The sequence below is a fragment of the Chelatococcus reniformis genome, from assembly GCF_014640075.1.
Classification (GTDB): domain Bacteria; phylum Pseudomonadota; class Alphaproteobacteria; order Rhizobiales; family Beijerinckiaceae; genus Camelimonas; species Camelimonas reniformis.
Map to the genome: position 1 here is coordinate 293,646 of NZ_BMGG01000008.1, position 22,337 is coordinate 315,982.

The window sequence follows — 22,337 nt, forward strand, 5'->3', positions numbered from 1 at the left end:
CGTGCCATCACCATCCGCCCACCTCCCTGTAGAGGTGCTTGTAGGCGCCGGCCATGTCCCGGACCGTGTAGTGGCTGCCTTCCCCTTCCTGCCAGGCGTGCACCGCGCGCGCGCCCCGGGCGAGCTCGGCCGGGTCGGAGCGCAGGCTCAACAGGAACCGATACACCTCCTCCGGGGCCGAGATGGGCATCAGCCAACCGCCCCGGTGCTGCGCGATGCGCTCGCCCACCGCCCCGAGGTCGAAGCCCAGCACCGGAATGCCCGCAGACCACAGCTCCGTCAGCGTATGGCAGTAGGTTTCCGGCCAGATGGACAGGATGGCGCCGATGTGCGGATTGAGGGCGGCGAATATCTCCGTCGCCCGCTCGCGCTCGTAGGCGCCGTGTAGGGTGATGTTCGCGTCGGCCAACCCCTTGTCGGCGTTGCCGACGATGTGGATGTCGAGCACATTGCCGACATCCAGCTCCTTCACCGCCTTGAGCAACTCGGAGCCCTTGGGCGGCCCGATGTTGCCCGGCACCACGATGCGCAGCGGTTCGTGGCGCGACGGCAGCGGCGCCGTGCGCGCGAAGCCCTGAAAGTCGCGCCCGTGTGGGATCACGGGAAAGGGGCGCTCGGCCAAAGTGGGAAACGCCTGGAGGAGCACCTGCTTGGCGTAGGGCGAGGTGGTCACGAACGCCGCGCACTTGCCGAGCTGGCCGGCGAACATGGCCCGCCACGCATGCACCCAGCGATGCTTCAAGGTGGGCATCGACCTGGGCTTCCACAGGTCGACACGGCAGCGGCCTTCGCCCGCGGTGCAAGTCCCGCCGCAATAGGTCAGATCGTGATCGAGCAGCTTTATGGTCGGGCAGACAAAATAGAAATCGTGGAACGACATGACGACCGGCACGCCAAGCATGGCAGCCGCATCGAACAGTCCCACGCTGTGCCAGCAGAAGTGGCGGATATGGATCATGTCGATACAATAAGCGACAAGCCATTCCGCTACGACGCTGTCGTATTCCTGCGACCTGTGGGAGGTGATTTCGAGCGGCAGGTCGAGATCGAGCGTCTCCAGCAACTCCCGGCCTTGCGGCGAATGCCTCTCGAGTGTGACGGTGACATTGTCGCTCTTGAGCAGGTAGGTGTCGTAGTCGTCGGACACGCCGTTCATCAGGTCGATGTTGGTCTGCGGCGTGCCGCCGGTCTCCTTCGAGATGACGTAGAGGATCGACCGCTTGACCCGCGCCGTGGGCCATTGCGCGTGGAGCAGCGCCGAGCCGACGCGGCTGCGGATCGTGGCGATGTCGACGCCGGTGAAGCATTGCCGGACCAGCTCCGTGTATTCCGGATAGCGCTCGTCGATGATCTCCCGGCCGCTTCGGTAGAGAGGCTGCTTCGCCTCCCCGAAGCTCGCCGACCGCACGTGGTGGATGAAGGTCCGGTCGTCGATGATGTTCTTGAAACCCCTGCGCAGCGCGCGCATGCAGAAGTCGTTTTCCTCGCCATAGCCGATCGGAAAGGCTTCGGCGTCGAACGGGCCGATCGCCTCGATGCAGTCGCGCCGGATGTAGAGGCAGAAGCCGTGACCGGTGGGGACCTCCGGCCAGAGACGGGCGCTCGCTTTGGAGACGAGGCGGCCCAGCTCGTCGAAGGCGCCGCCCGCCAGCCGGTCCTGCGCACCCGGCTGGGGCACCGAGAAGGGGCCGGCATTGTCGGACAGGGGCGTCACCGTCGCCACGTTCCAGTCCGAATAGGCCGCCAGCCTCAGGTTCTCGAGCCAGCGGGGCATCACCGTCGTATCCGAGTTCAACAGGATGACGTCGTCGCCACCGGCGAGCGCGATCCCCTTGTTGACGGTCCGGGTAAAGCCGATGTTCGCCTCGTTCTTATGGATTTCTACGCCATCGGCGGACACATATTCCGATAGAACCGCCGCTACGTCCGCGTCGGGACTTGAATCGTCGATGACGATCCAGCGTACGCCCTCGCGAGGCGTGAATTGCCTCAGCGAGATCAGGCACGCCCTCAGCTCCTCGGCGGCATTGTAGACGGGGATGACGATCGAGACCGTCGGACGCTTGGCGTGAATGGCCGCCAAGGCGGCGTAGACCTTCGACCGCTGCGTCGTGCGCGGGGCGGCCCCCATCGCCTGCTTGGCCGTGGCGATGTCCTGGCCGTTCAACGCCCATTGGATCTTCACCTCGCTGAGCGGACGCACGGGCCAGACCGGGTGCACGCCGAAGCGAAGCGAGAAGCCGCCATAGCCGGCCGCGATGCCCAACCTCTCCAGATCCCCGCGGGGCTCGCCGGCGGTGAGCGTATGAACGGGGGCGCCGTCGACGAGCACGGTCACGTCGATCGGCTCGTCCCAGCCCTGACCGGCCGCCGCCCAGCCCCTGATTGCGCCGGCGGCGACCGTATCGATGTGCCCACGGGCGCGATAGGCGGGCCCCTCATGCGTCGCGGCGGCGATCTCCGTCTGCGTGACCGCGTCGACGAGCGCGAAGCGCAGCGGGAAGGCGAGCTCCGGGTTGGCTCTCAGCGCCACCCCGTAGAACGAGGCGATATCCAGCTCGGCGAGCCACTCCTCGCCTGCCACGATCTCCGTCCACGGGGCGAACTCGTCCAGCGGAATGCCGTTGAGGGTCAGCGCCAGCTCGGGCGCCGGGCGCGCCGACCTGATGGCGATCGAGAGGCGCTGATTGCTCTCCACGCGAAGCGTCGCGGCGGTCCCGGCTGGGCGCGGCGCCGGTGCCGCTGCGTGCGCGAGACCCAAACCGTTGTCGTTCCGCTGCCGAGGCCGGGCCGGCGCGGAGATGTCCCAGGACAGCACCGGCGACCCGATGGCCACGTCACGGCCTCCGGGCAGGAACTGGACAGCCAGGAACAGCTCGCCCGCTCCGTTGAAGCCGGGACAGCGCAGCTGCGTATGAAGCGAGCCGTCCTGGGCGACCTGGGCATCCCTGAGCGGGATGCGCCCCCAAAGGGTGCAGTTGGCCGCGTCGGGGCCTTCGGCGAAGGCCAGCCAATCAACCATGGACGCGAGCCCGGACGAGACCCACACGGGAAAGCGCAGCAGGACCTGCTGCGTCGCGCCGTCCGGAAGATCCCGCAGGGCGGCCCGCAGTTCGGGTATAGGCCACAGAATCTGGACCGGCGCGGTGGCGACCGACGAATTCAGCTCGACGACGTGGAACTCCGCCTCGCGGCCTCGCCGTGACACCACCTGCGGCGCGATGTGCTGGTGATCGGCCTCGCCCCTCAGATAGAGGAAGAAGAGATCCGGAGCCTCGACCACGGTTCGCTGCGCAAACGCCTCCCCCGGTCGTCCGGCCCCGTCAGGCGCGGCCGGCGACATCAACGTCAGTCTCTCGTCTGGCATCCGCGTGGCTTGGCTGTTGCAACGCGGCGATACTGGCCCAGATCGATGGAGGGAGCTACCCTCAATCGGCACGGCGCCGGCGGACGGAGGCGCGGCGCTACGCCCGGGCTACCCCCGGACGAGAGCCGCAGCGCCCCCGGATCGGGCCGGACGCGCTCTCAGGCGGCCGCGCCGATCTTCTCGCGCTTGACGACGATGCCGGCCTTGTCGCGGTCGAAGGTGTCGGCGGTGATGCCCTCGCTGCGCAGCACGTGCTTCTGGACTTTCTGCGTCGGCGTCTTGGGCAACTCGGCCAGCACGCGCACATAGCGCGGCACCATGAAATGCGGCATGCGCGGGATCAGGAAGCGCACCAGCTCCGCCGGGTCCAGATCAGCCCCCTCGGCCAACGACACGGCCACGAGCACCTCGTCCTCGGCGTGTTCGCTCGGCACCGCCACGGCAGCGGCCTCCTTGACGGCCGGATGGGCGCAGACCTCGGTCTCGACCTCGAACGACGAGATGTTCTCGCCGCGCCGGCGAATGGCGTCTTTCATGCGGTCGACGAAGAAGTAGTTGCCCTCCTCGTCCACACGGAAGGCGTCGCCGGTATGGAACCAGCCATTGCGCCACGCCTTGGCTGTCGCCTCCGGGTTGTTGAGATAGCCGTGATTCATGCCCCAGGGCGTGTCGGTGCGCAGGATCAGCTCGCCCACGGTGCCGGCCTCGACCTCGCAGTCGTTCTCGTCCACCACGCGGACGCTGACGCCGGGGCGCGGGCGCCCACACGTGGTCAGCGGCGCCGGGTTGCGCCCGGACACGATCGGGCAGGACGTTTCCGACATGTTGAATACGGTATAGACCTCACAGCCGAAGCGTTCCCAGAACTGCGTCGCATCCTCGCACAGCGGCACCATCATCGCCGAGCGGAGCGTATGGTTGCGATCCTGGGGCGACGGCGGCTGCTTGACGACGAAGCTCGCCATCACGCCCAGCAGCGTGACCGTCGTCGCCTGGGTGGCACGCACGGTGGGCCAGAACTTGTCCGTCGCGAACGACTCGACGATGGCGCACGATCCGCCCCGCACCAGCGGCACGTAGACGGCACCGGTGCCGCCCACGTGGAACAAGGGCAGATTGACGAGATAGCGGTCATCGGGCCCGACGAAGGAGAAGGCGAGGTTTACCGCCTCGTGGATCTGCACGTAGGAGTTCAGCACGCCCTTCGACGGTCCGGTCGTGCCCGAGGTATAGATGACCGCCTGCGTGTCCCAGGGGGCGATAGGCCGGCTTGGCGGCGCCAGCTCTCCCCCCTCCGGCGCCAGGACGGCACCGTCATGCACGGTCAGCCCGGCGACGGGATGAGCCGGGCCACCCAGCACCACGACCTCCTCCAGGCCGCCGCGATCGATGTCCGCGAGCCGTGGCATGAGCTCGGCATGGGCGACGAGCCTGCGGCCTCCGGTATTGGCGAGCACGTGCTCAAGGATGCGGCCGCGGTAGGCCAGGTTGATCGGCACGTAGACGGCGCCCAGATAGTTGATGGCGAACCAGACGCGCAGGCAGTCGGGGCCGTTCGGCAGCCAGCTCAGTACATAGTCACCCTGGCGCACGCCGAGTTGCTGAAGGCCGATCGCCGTCTGCCGGACGCGGGCACGCGTTTCGCCGTACGTCCAGCTGCTGCCATCCTGGAAGACGGCGAAGACCTTGTCCGGTGTCTCGCGCGCCCAGCGGTCGAGCAACAGAGCGATGATGCAATCCTCGGGACGCGGGATGCGCGGATCCCGCGTGCTCACGCCGGCCGTATCGGTCATCTGGTTCTCCCCATCCCATGTCGCAGGCCGGCTGCGGCGCAGCGCATGATGTCTTGTTGGTCTTGCTCGTCGTGAAGCTTGGCCGCGGGCAGCAGCCGGCTCCTGCCCCTGCTCTCGGCGATCGTTTCCAGGCCGCCCTCGGCGCCGGGCCGAAGCGCTCAGGCCTGCGGCACGAACCGCACGCCGCCGAGTTCGAAGCCGCCGTTGGCGACCGGATATCCCTTGGCCGCCGCACGGCTCAGGACGCCGGCGGGATCGACCGTTTCAACGATCAGCGTGCGGATCGTTTCACGGGTGCCGGCGGGTGCCTTGGCGAAGCGGATCTGCGTCATGTCGACGTCGATGTGGCCGCCGTCGGCATCGGCCACGTAGTCCTTCTCGATCAGCCTGGCCCAATGGCGGCCGAGCCCCTCGGCGTCCGGGCTCTCGACCACGATCGCCTTGAGCGACTGGGTCACGTCGGTCTTGATGGCATGCTGCCAGCCGTCACCGCCGGCCGGATAGTAGGACCCTTTGAGATCCTCTTCGCCCGGCGTGCGATCGAACTCGAGCATGGCGGCGCGGCACTGGCGCGGATGCAGCTGCACGCCGACGAAACCGTCGTGGTCGAGCGGATGGGCGATCGGCACGCCCATCGCTTCGGCGTGGGCACCGCGGCGCAGGGGATCGCTGCAATTGAAGATCGCCATGTAGCCACCGACCCCGCCGCTGCGTTCCATGAAGCGGCCGGCGGCGGTGTTGTCTTCGACCGGCGCCACCACCTCGAGAAAGGAGAGGCCGAACGGGAACAGCGCGTTCACGAGGCCGTACTTGCGCACGTGGGGATCCTCGTAGGCGAGCTTCACGCCGAAGATCGCCGGCACATCGGCTTTGACCTTGTCCAGGTCGGTCGCGCACAGCGCAATCTGGCGGAGGCGGAAGTAGTCGGCCATGTCAGCGTCCCCGAAACACGGGCTGCCGCTTCTCGACGAAGGCGGCAGCAGCTTCACGATGATCGTCGGTGGTGGCGGCGCGCGTATGGTTCAGCGCCTCGTTGTCGAAGCAGGCCTCGAGCGGGGCATACTCCGCCATGTTGAGGTTGTGCTTGATGTAACCCAACGTGAGGCGCGGGCCCTTCGCCAGGGCCATGGCGTAAGCACGTGCGGCCGCCTGGAAGCCGCCATCGTCGACGACTCGGGTGACGAGGCCGACGGCGAGCGCCTCGTCGGCGGTCAGGATCGGCGAGGTCAGGTAGAGCTCGCGCGCCTTGGCGCTGCCGAGCAGCTTGGTCAGGAAATAGGTGCCGCCGAAGTCGCCGGACAGCGCCACCTTGGCAAAAGCGGTGGTGAGCTTGGCCGAGCGGTTGGCAATGCGCAGGTCGCAAGCGAGGGCCAGCGATAGCCCCGCCCCCGCGGCCGCTCCTTCGATGGCGGCGATCGTGGGCTTGCGCATCTCGTGGAGCACGCGCGCCGCCTCCATCTTGCGGCGCAGGTCCTCGACCCGGTCGTCCAGCAGCGCGGAGCGCCCCTCGCCCGCCGCCATCGCCTTGACGTCGCCGCCGACGCAGAAGCTGCCGCCCGCGCCGGTAAGCATCACCGCGGCGACCGCGGGATCGGACGCCGCGCGCCTGGTCGCGTCGAGCAGGGCTTCGAGGATTTCGGGGTTGAGCGCATTGCGCCGCTCGGGCCGGTTGAGAGTGAGGGTCAGCAACCCGTCGTCGAGCGTTTCGAGCAGCACCTCAGCCATTGGGGCCGCCCATCGTTTTGGCCCGGTGCGGTCCCATCGGCCGCTCGAGCATTGCCCGCATCGCGTTGTTCATCAGCGCTTTCTCCCGCAGGGCTCGCCGCTCTGTGGAGGCGAGGCCACTTCCCTATCGGAGCAGCTTTTTGACGACGCGAAAACCCTCCCCGGCGGAATGGCGCGATGCGGACGGCTCAATCCAGCGAGCGCACCAGCCCATGGAATCGCCCCGCCCCTCGCTGGACCAGCGCACGTAGTCGCGCGGAGCGGCGCCCTGATCGACGGCGCGCCCGTCCGTCGAGGCCTGAGCAGCGCCGGGCCTTTATAACTTTCTTATAAAGACGGCTCGCCACGTCTCTCGATCCCTTACGGGTTCCCTATCAGCTTCCGAGCGTTCCCGACGCCACGGCCCGCGGCCCTGGCCACGGACGCGTTTCGAGGGTGCTTCGATGCTGGACGTGATTGTTCTTGCGATGGGCTTCGGCCTGTTCGCGGTCGCCGTGGCCTATACGGTCGCGTGCGAACAGCTGTGAGGGCCGGCGCATGAGCTTCGACTATCAGCTCGCCGCCTTGGTCATGGCAGGTCTGCTCGTCTATCTCACCTATGCCTTGCTCCGCCCCGAGCGGTTCTAGATCCGACTGATCACCTAACGAAATCAGCCAGATCTATCTAAATTTCCAGCATGATCTTATCGCAAAGCCGGCCTCATTTTGCGGTTCATGCTCACGCGAGGTCGTACCATGACTGTCAACGGCTGGATTCAGGTCGCGCTCTACTGCGCGATCATCATCGCGCTGGTGAAGCCGCTGGGCTATTACATGACCCGCGTCTTCAATGGCGAGGTCACCTGGCTCAGGCCCGTCGAGCGTGCGCTCTACGCGGCCGCGGGCACCAACGAGCGTGAGGAGCAGCACTGGCTGACCTATGGCCTCGCGCTGCTGCTCTTCAACGGCCTCGGCTTCCTACTGCTGTACGCCCTTCAGCGAGCCCAAGGCGCGTTGCCGCTCAACCCGGCCGGCATGACCGCGGTCGCGCCGGACCTCGCCTTCAACACCGCAATCTCGTTCGTCACCAACACCAATTGGCAGAACTACGGTGGCGAGAGCACGATGAGCTATCTCACGCAGATGGCCGGCCTCACCGTGCAGAACTTCGTGTCGGCCGCCACCGGCATCGCGCTGGCCGTCGCGCTGATCCGCGGCTTCGCGCGTGCTTCGGCCCGCACGGTCGGCAATTTCTGGGTCGATCTGACCCGCGCGACGCTCTACGTGCTGCTGCCGATCTGCGTCGTCCTCGCCCTCGTCCTGGTGTGGCAGGGCATGCCGCAGACCCTCGGACCGTATGTGGACGCCGTCACGCTGGAGGGTGGCAAGCAGACCATCGCCGTCGGCCCGGTCGCCTCGCAGACCGCGATCAAGATGCTCGGCACCAACGGTGGCGGCTTCTTCAATGCCAACGCCGCGCACCCGTTCGAAAACCCCAACGCGCTGACCAACCTCCTCCAGATGGTCGCGATCTTCGCCGTGGGCGCGGGGCTGACCAACGTCTTCGGCCGCATGGTCGGCGACGAGCGTCAGGGGTGGGCGATCTTCGCCGCCATGGGCGTGCTGTTCCTCGCCGGCGTCGCCGTCTGCTACGGCGTGGAGGCCGCCGGCAACCCGGCGCTGCATGCGCTGGGTCTCGACGGCGCCAGCATGGAGGGCAAGGAGGTCCGCTTCGGCACGCTCGCCTCCACGCTCTTTGCCGTGGTCACCACCGCCGCCTCCTGCGGCGCGGTCAACGCCATGCATTCGAGCCTGATGCCGCTCGCCGGCATGATCCCGCTCCTCAACATGCAGCTCGGCGAGCTGATCATCGGCGGCGTCGGCGCCGGCCTCTACGGCATGCTGCTGATGGTCATCATCGCCCTGTTCGTCGCCGGCCTGATGGTGGGCCGCACCCCCGAGTACCTCGGCAAGAAGATCGAGGCCAGGGAAGTGAAGATGACGCTGCTCGGCATCCTCGTGCTGCCGCTGGTGATCCTGGGCTTCACCGCCATCGCCGTGGTGCTGCCGACCGGCACGGCGTCCATGGGCAACCCGGGCCCGCACGGCTATTCGGAAGCTCTCTACGCCTACACGTCGGGCGCCGCCAACAACGGTTCGGCCTTCGGCAGCCTCACCGGCAACACGCTCTGGTATAATCTGACGATCGGCATCGCGATGATGATCGGCCGCTTCTTCGTCATCATCCCGGCGCTGGCCATTGCCGGCTCCATGGCCGCCAAGAAGACCGTGCCGCCCTCCGCCGGCACCTTCCCCACGCACGGCGCCCTGTTCGTCGGCCTGCTCGTCGGCGTGGTGCTGATCATCGGCGGCCTCACCTACTTCCCGTCCCTGGCGCTGGGGCCGATCGTCGAACAGCTGGCGATGATGGCGGGGCAGACCTTCGCCGCGGGGAACTGAGCCATGCGCGCCTCCCGCACCTCGCGTGGCCCAAGACCGGTGGCTGACCTCTCCCGCCGCGCCTATCCGACGCGCCTGCGCGCGTCGGAGGTGATCCTGGGCTCGGCGGCCCTGCTGGTTCTCCTGACCCTCGGCCTTCGCTTGCTCGCCGGATCGGCGGGCTGAGAGCCGCGCAACACCTCTTTGACCGGCCTCATGGCCGTGGAGCGACCAAGATGGCGAAAACGTCCTCGAGCGTCCTTGATCCGAAGATACTCGTGCCGGCGATCGGCTCGTCCTTTGCCAAGCTCGATCCCCGCGTCCAGATCAAGAACCCCGTCATGTTCGTCCTGGAGGTCGTCGCGATCCTGACGACGGTCCTCCTGGCGCGCGACCTCGTGACCGGCGGCGCGAACATCGGCTTCTCTTTCCAGATCATCCTGTGGCTCTGGATCACCCTCCTCTTCGCCAATTTCGCCGAAGCGGTGGCTGAGGGGCGCGGCAAGGCCCAGGCTGACAGCCTGCGCCAGGCTCGGATCGACATCATGGCCAAGCGCCTCCATGATCCGGATCGGCGCGACCTCTTCCAGTCTGTTCCGGCGCTGGATCTCCAGCCCGACGACGTGGTGCTCGTGGAGGCAGGCGACTTCATTCCCTCCGACGGCGAGGTCATCGAGGGCGTCGCCTCCGTCAACGAGGCGGCCATCACCGGCGAGTCCGCCCCGGTGATCCGCGAATCCGGCGGCGACCGCTCGGCGGTCACCGGTGGCACGCAGGTGCTGTCGGACTGGATCAAGGTCCGCATCACCTCGGCCCCGGGCTCCACCTTCCTCGACCGCATGATCGGCCTGATCGAGGGCGCCCAGCGGCAAAAGACGCCCAACGAGATCGCGCTCAACATCCTGCTGGCGGGCCTCACGCTGATCTTCGTCTTCGCCGTGGCCTCGATCCCCAGCTTCGCCGCCTACGCCGGCGGCTCGATCGGCGTCATCGTGCTCGTTGCCCTGTTCGTCACGCTGATCCCCACGACCATCGGGGCGCTGCTGTCCGCCATCGGCATCGCCGGCATGGATCGGCTGGTGCGCTTCAACGTGCTCGCCATGTCCGGCCGCGCCGTCGAAGCGGCGGGCGACGTCGACACGCTGCTGCTCGACAAGACCGGCACGATCACGCTCGGCAACCGTCAGGCCACCGAGTTCCTCCCCGTCGCCGGCGTCGCGGAGCGGGACCTGGCGGACGCGGCCCAGCTCTCCTCGCTCGCCGACGAGACCCCGGAGGGCCGCTCCATCGTCGTGCTCGCCAAGGAAAAATACGGCATCCGCGAGCGCGACATGGCGAGCCTGGATGCGCACTTCGTGCCATTCACGGCCCAGACGCGCATGAGCGGTGTCGACATCGGCGGCTCGTCGATCCGCAAGGGCGCGGTCGAGGCGGTCCTCGCGGCCGTCAGCGCCCAGGTGTCGGCGGCCGTGTCGGCGCCCCTCTCCGCCCCTGCCTCTGGCGGCACCCACGCCGCCGTGGCGGTGCGACCGTCCGCCTCCGCCAACAGCGTCCGCGAGATCCAGGCCATCGCCGAGCGTATCGGCAAGGCCGGCGGCACACCGCTCGCCGTCGCCCGCGACGGCAAGCTGCTCGGCGTCATCCACCTCAAGGATATCGTCAAAGGCGGCATTCGCGAGCGCTTCGCCGAGCTGCGCCGCATGGGCATCCGCACGGTGATGATCACCGGCGACAACCCCATGACCGCGGCCGCCATCGCCGCCGAGGCGGGTGTCGACGACTTCCTCGCCGAGGCGACGCCGGAGAACAAGCTCCAGCTGATCCGCGACGAGCAGGCCAAGGGCAAGCTGGTCGCCATGTGCGGCGACGGCACCAACGATGCCCCGGCCCTGGCCCAGGCCGACGTCGGCGTCGCCATGAACACCGGCACCGTCGCGGCGCGCGAGGCCGGCAACATGGTGGACCTCGACAGCGACCCCACAAAGCTCATCGAGATCGTGGAGATCGGCAAGCAGTTGCTGATGACGCGCGGCTCGCTCACCACCTTCTCCATCGCCAACGACGTGGCGAAATACTTCGCCATCATCCCGGCGATGTTCGCCGCGATCTACCCGCAGCTCGGGCTGCTCAACATCATGGGCCTGAAGACGCCGGAAAGCGCCATCCTGTCGGCCATCATCTTCAACGCCCTGATCATCGTGGCGCTGATCCCGCTGGCGCTGAAGGGCGTGCGCTACCGGGCCATCGGCGCCGGCCCGCTGCTCGCCCGCAACCTCCTGATCTACGGCCTCGGCGGCATCATCGTGCCGTTCATCGGCATCAAGCTCGTCGACATCGTCATCACCGCCGTCGGCCTCGCGTGATTGGACCTGTGACCATGCTCAAACAGCTTCGCCCCGCCCTGGTGATGATCGTCGCCCTGACCTTGATCACCGGCCTCGCCTATCCCTACGCCATCACCAGCATCGCCCAGGCGGTGTTCCCGCGCCAGGCAGGCGGCAGCCTGATCGAGCGCAACGGACAGGTGGTCGGCTCGGCCCTCATCGGCCAGGCCTTCACCGGCGACCGCTACTTCCATGGCCGTCTGTCGGCGACCGTGGCGCCCGACCCGGCCGACCCCTCCAAGTCCGTCGCTGCGCCCTACAACGCGGCGAACTCCGGCGCCTCGAACCTCGCCCCGACCAACAAGGCGTTGATCGACCGCGTCCAGGCCGATGTCCAGATGCTGCGCACGGCGGCGTCGGCCGGCGCCGCGGTGCCCATGGATTTGGTGACCACCTCGGCCTCGGGGCTGGATCCGGACATCACGCCGGAGGCGGCCCTGTTCCAGGTTCCTCGCGTCGCCAAGGCGAGGAGCCTTGGCGAGGGGCAGGTGCGCCGGCTGGTCGAGCAGAACGTGCAAGGCCGTCTGCTCGGCGTGCTCGGCGAGCCACGCATCAACGTGCTGGCCCTGAATCTCGCCCTGGACGATCTCGGCAAGCGCTGACGATCCGGCCCCGCCGGGCGCTCCCGGGGCGCTCCAGTCCGATGCTTTGGAAGCATCCCTCGCCGATCAGGCGACCCACCTGATCGGGAAATACGCTGGCGCCGGCCGGCCGACCGCATCACAATCATTCCATGCCCGACGATCGTCGCAACGCCGACAAGAGACCGTCGCCCGAGGCGCTGCTGGCCGAAGCGCAGCGCCAGGAGACCGGGCGGCTCAAGATCTTCCTCGGCGCGGCGCCGGGTGTCGGCAAGACCTACGAGATGCTGTCGTCCGGGCGCCGCAAGCGGCTCGAGGGAACCGACGTCGTCATCGGGGTGGTCGAGACGCACGGCCGCGCGGAGACGGAGGCGCTGGTCGACGGGTTCGACGTCGTCCCGCGGCGCAAGGAGCACTACCGCGGCCAGGACATCGAGGAGATGGACCTCGACGCGCTACTGGCGCGCCGCCCCGCCCTCGCCCTGGTCGACGAGCTCGCCCACACCAACGCCCCCGGCAGCCGCCATCCCAAGCGCTACCAGGACGTGGAGGAACTGCTGGGGGCCGGCATCGACGTCTACACGACGCTCAATATCCAGCACGTGGAGAGCCTGAACGACGTCGTCGCCCAGATCACCCGCATCCGCGTGCGCGAGACCGTGCCGGACTCGATCATCGACCGTGCCGACGAGATCGAGATCATCGACATCACGCCCGAGGACCTGATGCGCCGGTTGAAGGAGGGCAAGGTCTACGTGCCGGCGACGGCGGAGCGCGCCCTGGGCCACTATTTCTCGCCGGGCAACCTGACCGCGCTGCGCGAACTGGCGCTGCGCCGCACGGCCCAGCGGGTCGACGACCAGCTCCTCAACCACATGCAGGCCAACGCCATTTCCGGCCCCTGGGCGGCCGGAGAGCGCGTGCTGGTCTGCGTCAGCGAGGACGCCAAGTCCGCCGGGCTGGTGCGCTACGCCAAGCGCCTCGCCGACCGCCTGCATGCACCCTGGACGGCGGTCCACATCGAGAGCCGGCGCAGCAGCCAGCTCAGCGAGGACGAGCGCGACCGCATCGCCGACACCCTGCGCCTGGCCGAGAGGCTTGGCGGCGAGGCGCTGATCCTGCCCGGCGGCGGCCGCCGCATCGCCGACGATCTGGTCATCCACGCCCAGGCCCACAACACGACGCAGATCGTCATCGGCAAGTCGACGCGCTCACGCTGGTTCGAGATTTTGCACGGATCGGTGGTCCACGACCTGGTGCGCGACGCCGGCAGCATCAGCGTGCACGTCATCGCCGGCGACGAGCTGACGGCCAATCCGCTGCCGAAGAAGACGGTCAGCACGCGGCCGGCGGCAGGGCGCATCGATCCGGTCCCGTTCGCAGCGGCGCTTGTCGCGATCGCCTTCGCGTTGGGCATCGCCTATCTCATATCGCCTTTGATCGGCTTCGAGGCCGTCGACCTGGTCTTTCTCACGGCGGTGGTCATCGTCGCAATGAAATTCGGCCTTCTTCCCTCGCTCCTGGCCGTAGGATCTGCCTCGCTCCTCTACAATTTCTTTTTCCTTTCTCCCCGCTTTACCTTCACAATCGCCGATCCGACCAACGTCGCATCGTTCCTGTTCTTCACCATCGTCGCGGTGCTCGTCTCCAACCTCGCGGCGCGCGTGCGGGCTCAGGCGGTGACGGCGCAAGCACGCTCGCGCACCACCGAGGCACTCTACAGTTTCAGCCGCAAGCTCGCCGGCGTGACCAACCTCGACGACGTATTGTGGGCGACGGCCTATCAGATGGCATCGATGCTGAAGCTCAGGATCGTGTTCCTGCTGCCCGGCGCCCAGGGCATCGAGGTGCGCGCCGGCTACCCGCCGGAGGACCGGCTCGACGCCGCGGACGTCGCGGCCGCCAAGTGGACCTACGAGAACAATCACCCGGCCGGCCGCGGCGCCGACACGCTGCCGGGCGCCAAGCGGCTGTTCCTGCCGATGCGCACCGGCCGGGGTGTCGTCGGCGTGGTCGGGCTCGACGGCGACCGCCCGGGGCCGCTGCTGACGCACGAGCAGCGCCGGCTCGTCGATGCGCTCGCCGACCAGGCAGCGCTCGCCATCGAGCAGTTCAACCTGATGGCGGACATGCAGAGCGCCAAGCGCGCCGCCGAGGCCGACCGCCTGCGGCAGGCGCTGCTCACGTCGATCTCCCACGACCTGAAGACACCGCTCGCGGCGATCATGGGCGCGGCCGGCACCCTGCGCGAATACCCCGGCCTGTTGAGCGAAGGCGAGAAGGCCGAGCTGGTCGGCACCATCCAGGACGAGTCGGAGCGGCTCAACCGCTTCATTGCCAACATGCTCGACATGACCCGCCTGGAGGCCGGTGCCGTCGCGCCGCGCCACGACCCCGCCGACCTCGGCGAGATCGTCGGCAGCGCCCTCAACCGGGCGGGCCGCATTCTGGGTGCCCACCAGATCGACGTGGAGCTCGCCGCCGGCCTGCCCATGGTGGAAGCCGACCCGGTGCTGCTCGAGCAGGTGCTGTTCAACCTGCTCGACAATGCGGCGAAGTATGCGCCGGCCGGATCGACGGTCCGCATCCAGGGCTGGCACGACACCGGGCGACGGACGGTCGACCTGCAGGTGCTGGACGAGGGCGAGGGCATCCCGCCGGACGACCTGGAGCGCATCTTCGACAAGTTCCACCGTGTCACCAAGGGCGACCGGGTGCGCGCCGGCACCGGGCTCGGCCTCGCCATCGCCCGCGGCTTCGTCGAGGCGCTCGGCGGCCACATCACCGCGGCGAACCGCAGCGATCGCTCCGGCGCCGTCTTCACCATCACGCTGCCCGTTCCGGCCCAGGCGCCGACACCGGCCGCGGCGGAGGAGAACGCATGAGTGCGAGCCCAGTCCGTATTCTCGTCGTCGACGACGAGCCGCCGATCCGCAAGCTGCTCCGCACCGGGCTCGGCACCCAGGGCTACGAAGTGGTCGAAGCCGGGACCGGGCGCCACGCGGAGGAGGCGATGACGAGCACGCCGCCGGACCTCGTCATCCTCGATCTCGGCCTGCCGGACGTGGCCGGCAGCACCCTGCTCAAGCAGTGGCGCGAACGCGGCATCGCGACGCCGGTGATGGTCCTATCGAGCCGCACGGACGAGGCGGGCATCGTCGAGGCGCTGGAGCTCGGCGCCGACGACTACGTCACCAAGCCGTTCGGCACCAAGGAACTGGTCGCCCGCATCCGCGTGGCGCTGCGCCACAGCTTCCAGCAGCACGGCGAGAAGCCGGTGTTCAAGGTCTGCGACCTCACCGTCGACCTGGTCCGACGGCTGGTGCACAGCCGCGCGGAGGAGGTGAAGCTCACGCCGCGCGAGTACGACATCCTGCGGGTGTTCGTGCAGCACGCCGGCAAGGTGCTGACCCACCAGTTCCTGATCCGCCAGGTCTGGGGCGGCTCCGCCGACGTTCAGAACCTGCGCGTGCACGTGCGCCAGCTCCGCCAGAAGATCGAAGCCGACCCGGAGCAGCCGCAGCTGATCCTGACCGAGACCGGCGTGGGCTATCGCCTGCGAGCGCCGGAGTGAGCCGGCGCGGGTGCCGCCGCCCCGCACCGCGTCAAGCCCGGCCATGACGCCGCGGGGTTTACCTCAACCGTGGGCCGGCTGCTCCTGCTCGTCCTCCTCGGCCGCCCGTGGGTCGAGCGCGGCGGTCCAGGGGGCGAGCACGGCCGGGGTGACGCCCTCGTGCACGAGCTGGCGCAGAGCGACCCGGACGGCGGCGCGAGCGAACTTGCTGTCGGGCACCTCGAAGCCGTCCGGCGGCTCCCCGGCACCCACGGCGGCGGTCAGCCGCCGCTTCACGTCCACCAGTTCCGGCAGGCCGTGCGCCGCGAGGATGGCCTGGAAAGCCACGTGAGCGGCGCCTTGGAACGGCCGCGGTTGCCCCATCCCGTCCTTGAGCGGGCTGGGCGGAAAGGCGTGGGCGAAGGGCACCCAGCCGGCGGGAATGGGCGTCGTCGCCGCATGGGTGCGGCCGGCCCGCAGCAATTGCGGCAGGAGATGGGTGTGTGGCCCCTCGGGGCTGACGCCGCCCGGCGGCGGGATCGGCTGGAACACCTCCAGCCGTCCGAGCCGGCTGAGGAACACCCGGTTCGGCCCGGCGGCGACGATCGCCCCCATCACCGGGTTGCCGGGCTCGAACACCGGCCGGCCCACGCCGCCGCGCAGGATCTCGATGAGGTGCTGATCGGCGGTGCGCACGCACATGTCGACCTGCACCGTACCGAGCCCGAGGTCGAACAGCACCGCGCCGCGGTCCTCGTCCCGCAGCGGCTCCTCGTCCGGACCGAGCTCGGCCAACGCCGTATTCCGGCACATGGCGCAGGCGCCATCGGGCAGGCACAGGGCCACCGCCTGGCTCCAGCTCGCTCCATCGCGGTTCGGTGTCTCGTAGGCGATGAGGCGAAGGTCGCCGCCAGCCGTCAGGCGCACGCCGCCACGCGCCGTGACGGCACCGGCGGCCTGCGGGCCGTCGCTTCGCGTGACCGGCTCCTCCGGGTCGCGCATGAATTCGCCGATGGCGCCGAAGGTGCCGAGGCTCCACTGCGTCTCCGCGTTCCCGAGCCAGGTGCGGACCTGATCGAACGGCACAGCCTGCGTCATCTTTCCTCCCGAATATGAGCATGGCCGTGGCAGCCGACGGCGACCGGCTCCCACGGCAACAGGTAGGTCTCGCCGGCCCGCTCACCGCGCGCCAGCGTCACGCCGTAGGCCTCGGCCACGTTGGCGTCGGCGAGCACCGCCTCGGCGGGTCCATCGGCCAGCACGCGCCCGCCGCTGAGCAGCACCAGGCGGCCGCAGAAGCGCGCCGCCAGGGTGAGGTCGTGCAACACCACGACGACGCCGGCGCCGCGCCGGGCCGTGGCGCGCAGCAGCGCCATGACCTGGAGCTGGTGCAGCGGATCGAGCGCGGCGATCGGCTCGTCGGCGAGCAGAATGTCACCTTCGACGGCCAGGGCGCGGGCCAACAGCACGCGCATGCGCTCGCCGCCGGAGAGGGTGCCGACGACGCGTTCACGGAACGGCTTCACCTCGGCAGCGCCCATGGCGCGCCCCACGGCGGCCCTGTCGGCGGCCGAGAGGCCGGCGAACGGCCTGCGGTAGGGCAAGCGGCCCAGCGCCACCACCGCCGCGACGCTGAGCGGCCACAGCGCTTCGCCGTCCTGGGCGAGAAAGGCCACGCGTCGGGCGAGCTCGCGTTCGCCGATGGCGCGAGACGGGCGGCCGTCGTAGAGCACCGCCCCCTCGCCCGGCGCCTGCACGCCGGCGAGAACCCGCAGCAGCGTACTCTTGCCGGCGCCGTTGGCACCGATCAGGCCGACCATCTCGCCCGGGCCCACCGCGAGAGCGACACCGCGCAGCACCTGCGCATCGCCGAACCGGACGTGAATGTCGCGGGCGTCGATGCGCATCAGGCGAGCCGCCGCAGCCGGTAGATCAGCCAGAACAGGAACGGCGCCCCGACGATCGCGGTCACGACGCCGAGCTTGAGCTCGGGTCGGATCGGCAGCAGCCGCACGGCGGCATCCGCGGCGAGCGTCAGCACGGCGCCGCCGAAGCCGCTGACCAGCAGCAGCCGGCCGGGGCGGTGGCCGACCAGCGGCCGCAGCAGGTGCGGCACGACGAGGCCGACGAAGCCGATGGCACCGCTGACCGCGACGGCGCTGCCGACGGCGAGCGCCGCCCCGGAGATCAGCTGGAGGCGCAGCCGCTCCAGGTTGAACCCGAGGCTCCGGGCCGTGTCCTCGCCGAGCGTCAGGCCGTCGAGCGCCGGGCCCGAAAGGATGAGCAGGGCCCAGCCGAGACCCATCAGCGGCAAGGTGAGCCAGACGTGCGCCAGGCTGCGGTCGGCGAGCGAGCCCATCAGCCAGAAGATGATTTCCGTCGCCGCATATGGGTTGGGCGAGAGGTTGAGCGCGAGCGACGTCAACGCGCCGGCGAAGCTGTTGATGGCGACGCCGGCCAGCACCAGCGTCATGGTGCCGGCACCGCGGCCGACCAGGCCGTAGAGCACGACGGTGGCGAGCGCCGCGCCCGCGATGCCGCCGAGCGGCAGCGCCAGCGCGACGAGGCCGGCCAGCCCCGAATAGAAGACGACGACGGCGCCGAGCGCGGCGGCGCCGGAGATGCCGACGACGCCGGGCTCGGCCAGGGGGTTGCGCAGCAGGCCCTGCATGGCCGCCCCGGTGATGCCCAGGCTGAAGCCGACGAGGGCGCCCAGCAGGGCGCGCGGCAGCCGCAGCTCCAGCAGCACCAGCGCCGCCAGCGTATCGCGCCCGGCAACGAGATCGGCGAAAGCCGCCGGCACATCGAGCGGCGCGTAGCCGGCGAGCAGGGACGCGGCCATGCAGCCGATCGTCGCCACGGCGAGAATCGCGACCAGCGCCGCATAGCGCCCCCCCTCGGACCAATCCCAACGGCGCGCGGCCACGCTCGACGCCACGACGCTCACGACGCCGGGCGTCCGGGGGGCGAAACGCGCAGGTCTCGCGTCGCCGCAGCCAGTTGTTCGATCGCGTCGACGACGGCGGGGCCAGCGCAGGTCCACAGGCGCGACGGCAGCGAGACGACGCGGAGGCGGCCGGCGAGCTTCTTCACGACGGGATGCTGAAGCACCTCGCTCGCCAGCGCCGGCCCGCTGCCGGGTCCGCCGTCGATGATCAGCACGTCGGCCCCTTCCAGCACCAGCGTCTCGAGCGGCACCTGGGCATAGTTCACGTAGCCCAGCTCGGCGGCGAGATTGACGAGGCCGGCTTTGCTGATGACGTCGTCGACGAGCGAACCCTTGGCGGCGGTGAAGCCGTTGGGCCGCAGCACGATGGCCCGCGGCTTGCGGCCCCCCGGCGCCACGGCGAGGCTGCCGAGCCGCCGGTCCATGTCCACGATCAAGGCCTCGCCCCGCGCCGTTTCTCCCAAGAGCTGCGCCGCCCGGCGGATGGTGTCGCGCACCTCGGCAAGCGAGCGCGGCACGGCGATGTCGGCGACGTTGAGACCGACGCGCCGGAGCATGGCGACCGAAGCGCGCGAGGTGTAGACGCCGGCAAGCACGAGGTCCGGACGATAGGACAGTACCTCCTCGGCCAAGCCGTGATTGGCGGGATGCCCCTTTGCCTCGTCCGCCATATTGGCGTTCCTGGGGTCCTGAGACAGCCAGGTGACCGAGGCGATGCGCTCCTTCTCGGCGAGCCGAAGCAACAGTTCGTCTGTACACATGTTGACGGAAACGATGCGCTTGGGTCGCGGCGCCTCGGGCGCCCGCTCCTGACTGCGCGCCGCCGACGCCCCGAGGCAAACGGCGCCTGCGAGCGCGATGGTGCCTAGGGCATTTCTGAGCGAAGTGGACGCCGGTTCGCGTGAAAAAAATGCGACAAAACAGATAAGCAGATCATTTCCGCGATTCAGGGAAACGCGGAAATGCTCCAGCAGATGCGACACGTCGGCGGGCCCCCTTTGCCCGCCGCGCGACGGAAAGGGTCGGCGCCTCACCACGTGAACTTGGCGCCGCCGTAGGCGGCGAAGCCCCGCCCGAGGAAGCCCGTCGGGTCCTCGTAGTGACGGTCGAGCAGGTTGTCGATGCGGGCGAAGACCATGATGGCGTCGCTGTACTGGTAGTTCGCGGCCAAGTTCACCGTAGCGTAGCCAGGTGCCTTCAGCCGCGGGATGGAAAAGTCGCGGTTGCCGTCGACCCACGAACCGAGCGCCACCGCGGTCGCAGACAGGGTGAGCTTGTCGATCGGCAGCCAGGTCAGCGTGGTGCTCACCTTGTTCTTGGGCCGTCGCAGCAGCTCCTGGTTGGCATCCTCGTCCTTGGCCACCGTGAAAGTATAGTCCATGCGCGCCGACAGCGTATCGGAAAAGGCGATCGCCAGGAACGATTCGACGCCATAGGTCTTGGCGCGCCCGATGTTGGTGTAGCTGGTGAAATCGGCGTTTGTGGTGATCAGGTTGGTGATCTTGTTGTGAAAGTAGGTGGCGCCGAAGCGCACCCGGTCGTGCCACAGCGGCTGCTCGAAGCCGGCGTCCCAGCCGATGCTCTCCTCCGGCCTCAGATTGGGGTTGCCGTAGAAGTCGAAGGCGGGAAAGTTCTGGTACAGCTCGCTCAAGGAGGGCGCCTTGAAGCCGGTGCCGACGCTACCCTTGAGCTTGGTCTCCGAACCGGGGACGATCACCGCCGGCGCGACGCGCCAGGTGGTATGGCCGCCGAACTGCTGGTTGTCGTCGTAGCGAATGTTGGAGACGATGAAGACGCGGTCCGAGAAGTTCGACTGCAGCTCGACGAAACCGGCGCGGTTGCGGTTCTCGGCCGTGAGATCGCTCGTCGCCAAGCGGTCGGTCTTGTGCTCGAGCCCCATGACCAGCGTCTGGCCCTGCATCAGCGCCAGCTCGCCGCGCCAATCGAATTTCAGGCGCTCGCCGCGGCTGTCGCTCGGATCGACGGGGCCGGCGATGGTCGGCGGCTCCTGGTTGCGGCTCCAGGCGTTGGTGTAGTTGAGGCCGAAGACGTTGCGGAAGCGGCCGTCGAGCAGGGTCCAGACGGCCTCGGCGCGGCCGTAGTAGTTGTTGTTGTCCTGCAGCGAGCGGAAGGCATTGGGCTGGGAGGGAAAGCCGCTGTCCGTCGTGAAGAGCAGCCGCGAATCGGTGTAGCGGCTGATCAGGTTGAGCTCCAGATTGTCGGTCACCGCGATGCCGACCCGGCCCGATGCGGTCCAATTGTCATAGAAGTTGGGATTGATGCGCTGACCCGGCGGGACCAGGTTCCCCGGTGTCACGGGCACGCCCTCGGCCCGGTAATGGGCGACGTTGAAGGCGTAGTTGATCCGCTCATTGCCGCCGCTGAGCGAGCCGGCCTGGTTGAAGGTGCCGAATGAGCCGGCCTCGGCCAGCACCGAGGCCCTCGGCGGGCCGTCGCCCTTCTTGGTGATCAGCGAGATCACGCCGCCGATCGCGTCGGCGCCGTAGAGACCGCTCTGCGGCCCGCGGAGCACCTCGATGCGCGCGAGATCGTAGGTCAGGAGCTGGCCGAAATCGAACGCGCCGTTGGACACGGCCGGGTTGTTAGCCTCGATCCCGTCGATGAGCACCTTGACATGGTTGGAGTTGGTGCCGCGGATGAACACGGAGGTCTGGCCGCCGGGCCCGCCTGTCGAGACGACATTGAGGCCGGGAACGACGGTCAGCGCGTCGGGCAGCGTGCGCTGCTGGCGCTCTTCGATCTCCTGCTCGGTGATCACGGTGACCGAGTTGGGGATCAGCCGCGCGTCGGTCGGAATGCCCGTGGCGCTGACCACGATGTCATCCAGGACCACCGGAGCGGTGTCCGGCGCAACCGACCCCGCGCCACCGGCCTGCTGAGCGATGGCCCGATCGGGCCAAGCCGCGACACAACCGAGCGCGAGCGCGGCAATGGCAAGGGCGCGGCGGCTGATGGCAAGGGCGGGCGTGCCCGCGCGGATGCCACGGGAAAGCGCGCTGCTCCCGGCAGCGGACGACAGATGGAGAATCAAGCGAGCCTCGGGCGGTCACGTCAGTGGCACGTCACCGCGAACGAGGCCTCGCCGCGCAGCGTTGCGCGGTTCGACCGCCACCAGGAATCCCCGCCCGATGGGCCCGCGTGTGACCACGGATGACGGCAGGTCTCCTGGCTCACGGGTCAGTGCCGCTGCGCCGCCTTCCCAGGACCCGAGATCCCAGTGGCATTGGTGCGCAAGGCTCGCCGCTTACAGTTGCGGGGGCAGCCGCAGCATCGGGTTGCCCCTCACTGCGTTCCCTTTTGATCCCCGAAGGGAACCGTCGGCGCGACCGTAGACCGGCTGCGGATCCGCCGTCAATCGGTCTCGCCGGGGCGACGGGCTCACACGGGAATGCGCGCGAACGATACGGCGTCGCCGCGGGTGCGCACTGCTGATGGTGATGCGCTGCGTGCGCGGGCTCCCGATTTCCCAACCGCATTGCACAGGGAACGGAACCGCTGAGACCAAGCCTGTCCGGCCTCTTCCGCGCCGGCGGCCTCCGCTCGGCTCG

Annotated in this window: 16 protein-coding genes and 1 riboswitch; of the genes, 7 read left to right on the forward strand and 9 right to left on the reverse strand. The window is 68.9% G+C overall.

What is annotated here, in order from left to right; translation table 11 throughout:
- Positions 1–7 precede the first annotated feature (7 nt).
- The 4 genes from IEW34_RS22150 to IEW34_RS22165 form a co-directional block, all read right to left on the reverse strand.
- Complete coding sequence (locus IEW34_RS22150) at positions 8–3,283, reverse strand: glycosyltransferase (RefSeq protein WP_210324559.1); 3,276 nt, start codon at positions 3,281–3,283, stop codon at positions 8–10.
- Positions 3,284–3,525: 242 nt separating this feature from the next.
- Complete coding sequence (locus IEW34_RS22155; protein WP_188611388.1) at positions 3,526–5,160, reverse strand: AMP-binding protein; 1,635 nt, start codon at positions 5,158–5,160, stop codon at positions 3,526–3,528.
- 158 nt (positions 5,161–5,318) lie between these two features.
- On the reverse strand, positions 5,319–6,092 hold the full coding sequence (locus tag IEW34_RS22160; RefSeq protein WP_188611389.1) for a VOC family protein: 774 nt from the start codon (positions 6,090–6,092) through the stop codon (positions 5,319–5,321).
- 1 nt (position 6,093) lies between these two features.
- Positions 6,094–6,885 (reverse strand): enoyl-CoA hydratase-related protein, encoded by a 792-nt coding sequence (locus IEW34_RS22165; RefSeq protein ID WP_188611390.1) that lies wholly within the window; start codon positions 6,883–6,885, stop codon positions 6,094–6,096.
- Between the two features lie 537 nt (positions 6,886–7,422).
- Here IEW34_RS22165 and IEW34_RS22170 point away from each other — a divergent pair.
- The 7 genes from IEW34_RS22170 to IEW34_RS22195 all read left to right on the forward strand — a co-directional run bounded on the left by IEW34_RS22170 (position 7,423) and on the right by IEW34_RS22195 (position 15,842).
- Positions 7,423–7,512 (forward strand): K(+)-transporting ATPase subunit F, encoded by a 90-nt coding sequence (locus IEW34_RS22170; RefSeq protein ID WP_188611391.1) that lies wholly within the window; start codon positions 7,423–7,425, stop codon positions 7,510–7,512.
- Between the two features lie 108 nt (positions 7,513–7,620).
- Entirely contained in the window at positions 7,621–9,324 is a 1,704-nt protein-coding gene (gene kdpA, locus IEW34_RS22175; RefSeq protein WP_188611392.1) for a potassium-transporting ATPase subunit KdpA, read from the forward strand.
- 3 nt (positions 9,325–9,327) lie between these two features.
- Complete coding sequence (locus IEW34_RS30350) at positions 9,328–9,489, forward strand: hypothetical protein (protein WP_210324560.1); 162 nt, start codon at positions 9,328–9,330, stop codon at positions 9,487–9,489.
- Between the two features lie 50 nt (positions 9,490–9,539).
- Complete coding sequence (kdpB, locus tag IEW34_RS22180) at positions 9,540–11,666, forward strand: potassium-transporting ATPase subunit KdpB (RefSeq protein WP_188611393.1); 2,127 nt, start codon at positions 9,540–9,542, stop codon at positions 11,664–11,666.
- Between the two features lie 14 nt (positions 11,667–11,680).
- Positions 11,681–12,289: a K(+)-transporting ATPase subunit C gene (locus tag IEW34_RS22185; protein WP_188611394.1), complete on the forward strand. Its 609-nt coding sequence runs from the start codon at positions 11,681–11,683 to the stop codon at positions 12,287–12,289.
- A 131-nt stretch (positions 12,290–12,420) separates the two neighbouring features.
- Complete coding sequence (locus IEW34_RS22190; RefSeq protein ID WP_188611395.1) at positions 12,421–15,153, forward strand: ATP-binding protein; 2,733 nt, start codon at positions 12,421–12,423, stop codon at positions 15,151–15,153.
- On the forward strand, positions 15,150–15,842 hold the full coding sequence (locus tag IEW34_RS22195) for a response regulator transcription factor (protein WP_188611396.1): 693 nt from the start codon (positions 15,150–15,152) through the stop codon (positions 15,840–15,842). The genes IEW34_RS22190 and IEW34_RS22195 overlap by 4 nt, the downstream gene beginning before the upstream one ends.
- Before the next feature lie 63 nt (positions 15,843–15,905).
- On the opposite strand, the gene IEW34_RS22200 is transcribed toward IEW34_RS22195, so the two are convergent.
- The 5 genes from IEW34_RS22200 to IEW34_RS22220 form a co-directional block, all read right to left on the reverse strand.
- Positions 15,906–16,919 (reverse strand): DUF6925 family protein, encoded by a 1,014-nt coding sequence (locus IEW34_RS22200; RefSeq protein ID WP_188611397.1) that lies wholly within the window; start codon positions 16,917–16,919, stop codon positions 15,906–15,908.
- Positions 16,916–17,728, reverse strand: coding sequence for an ABC transporter ATP-binding protein (locus IEW34_RS22205; protein ID WP_188611398.1), 813 nt, complete (start codon positions 17,726–17,728; stop codon positions 16,916–16,918). The genes IEW34_RS22200 and IEW34_RS22205 overlap by 4 nt, the downstream gene beginning before the upstream one ends.
- Complete coding sequence (locus tag IEW34_RS22210) at positions 17,728–18,663, reverse strand: FecCD family ABC transporter permease (protein WP_188611524.1); 936 nt, start codon at positions 18,661–18,663, stop codon at positions 17,728–17,730. Before IEW34_RS22210 ends, IEW34_RS22205 begins: the two co-directional genes overlap by 1 nt.
- Before the next feature lie 101 nt (positions 18,664–18,764).
- On the reverse strand, positions 18,765–19,805 hold the full coding sequence (locus IEW34_RS22215) for an ABC transporter substrate-binding protein (protein ID WP_308424391.1): 1,041 nt from the start codon (positions 19,803–19,805) through the stop codon (positions 18,765–18,767).
- The gene (locus tag IEW34_RS22220) at positions 19,799–21,820 is read right to left on the reverse strand and encodes a TonB-dependent receptor plug domain-containing protein (RefSeq protein WP_188611400.1); all 2,022 of its coding nucleotides are present in this window, start codon (positions 21,818–21,820) and stop codon (positions 19,799–19,801) included. The genes IEW34_RS22215 and IEW34_RS22220 overlap by 7 nt, the downstream gene beginning before the upstream one ends.
- Before the next feature lie 107 nt (positions 21,821–21,927).
- Positions 21,928–22,122, reverse strand: a riboswitch (cobalamin riboswitch).
- Positions 22,123–22,337: the final 215 nt, after the last annotated feature.

What these genes read in the sequence shown, in the direction of transcription:
- IEW34_RS22155 (WP_188611388.1), bottom strand. Translation starts at nt 5,160, where the DNA reads ATGACCGATACGGCCGGCGTGAGCACGCGGGATCCGCGCATCCCGCGT.
- IEW34_RS22160 (WP_188611389.1), bottom strand. Translation starts at nt 6,092, where the DNA reads ATGGCCGACTACTTCCGCCTCCGCCAGATTGCGCTGTGCGCGACCGAC.
- IEW34_RS22165 (WP_188611390.1), bottom strand. Translation starts at nt 6,885, where the DNA reads ATGGCTGAGGTGCTGCTCGAAACGCTCGACGACGGGTTGCTGACCCTC.
- IEW34_RS22170 (WP_188611391.1), top strand. Translation starts at nt 7,423, where the DNA reads ATGAGCTTCGACTATCAGCTCGCCGCCTTGGTCATGGCAGGTCTGCTC.
- kdpA (WP_188611392.1), top strand. Translation starts at nt 7,621, where the DNA reads ATGACTGTCAACGGCTGGATTCAGGTCGCGCTCTACTGCGCGATCATC.
- IEW34_RS30350 (WP_210324560.1), top strand. Translation starts at nt 9,328, where the DNA reads ATGCGCGCCTCCCGCACCTCGCGTGGCCCAAGACCGGTGGCTGACCTC.
- kdpB (WP_188611393.1), top strand. Translation starts at nt 9,540, where the DNA reads ATGGCGAAAACGTCCTCGAGCGTCCTTGATCCGAAGATACTCGTGCCG.
- IEW34_RS22185 (WP_188611394.1), top strand. Translation starts at nt 11,681, where the DNA reads ATGCTCAAACAGCTTCGCCCCGCCCTGGTGATGATCGTCGCCCTGACC.
- IEW34_RS22190 (WP_188611395.1), top strand. Translation starts at nt 12,421, where the DNA reads ATGCCCGACGATCGTCGCAACGCCGACAAGAGACCGTCGCCCGAGGCG.
- IEW34_RS22195 (WP_188611396.1), top strand. Translation starts at nt 15,150, where the DNA reads ATGAGTGCGAGCCCAGTCCGTATTCTCGTCGTCGACGACGAGCCGCCG.
- IEW34_RS22200 (WP_188611397.1), bottom strand. Translation starts at nt 16,919, where the DNA reads ATGACGCAGGCTGTGCCGTTCGATCAGGTCCGCACCTGGCTCGGGAAC.
- IEW34_RS22205 (WP_188611398.1), bottom strand. Translation starts at nt 17,728, where the DNA reads ATGCGCATCGACGCCCGCGACATTCACGTCCGGTTCGGCGATGCGCAG.
- IEW34_RS22210 (WP_188611524.1), bottom strand. Translation starts at nt 18,663, where the DNA reads ATGGCCGCGTCCCTGCTCGCCGGCTACGCGCCGCTCGATGTGCCGGCG.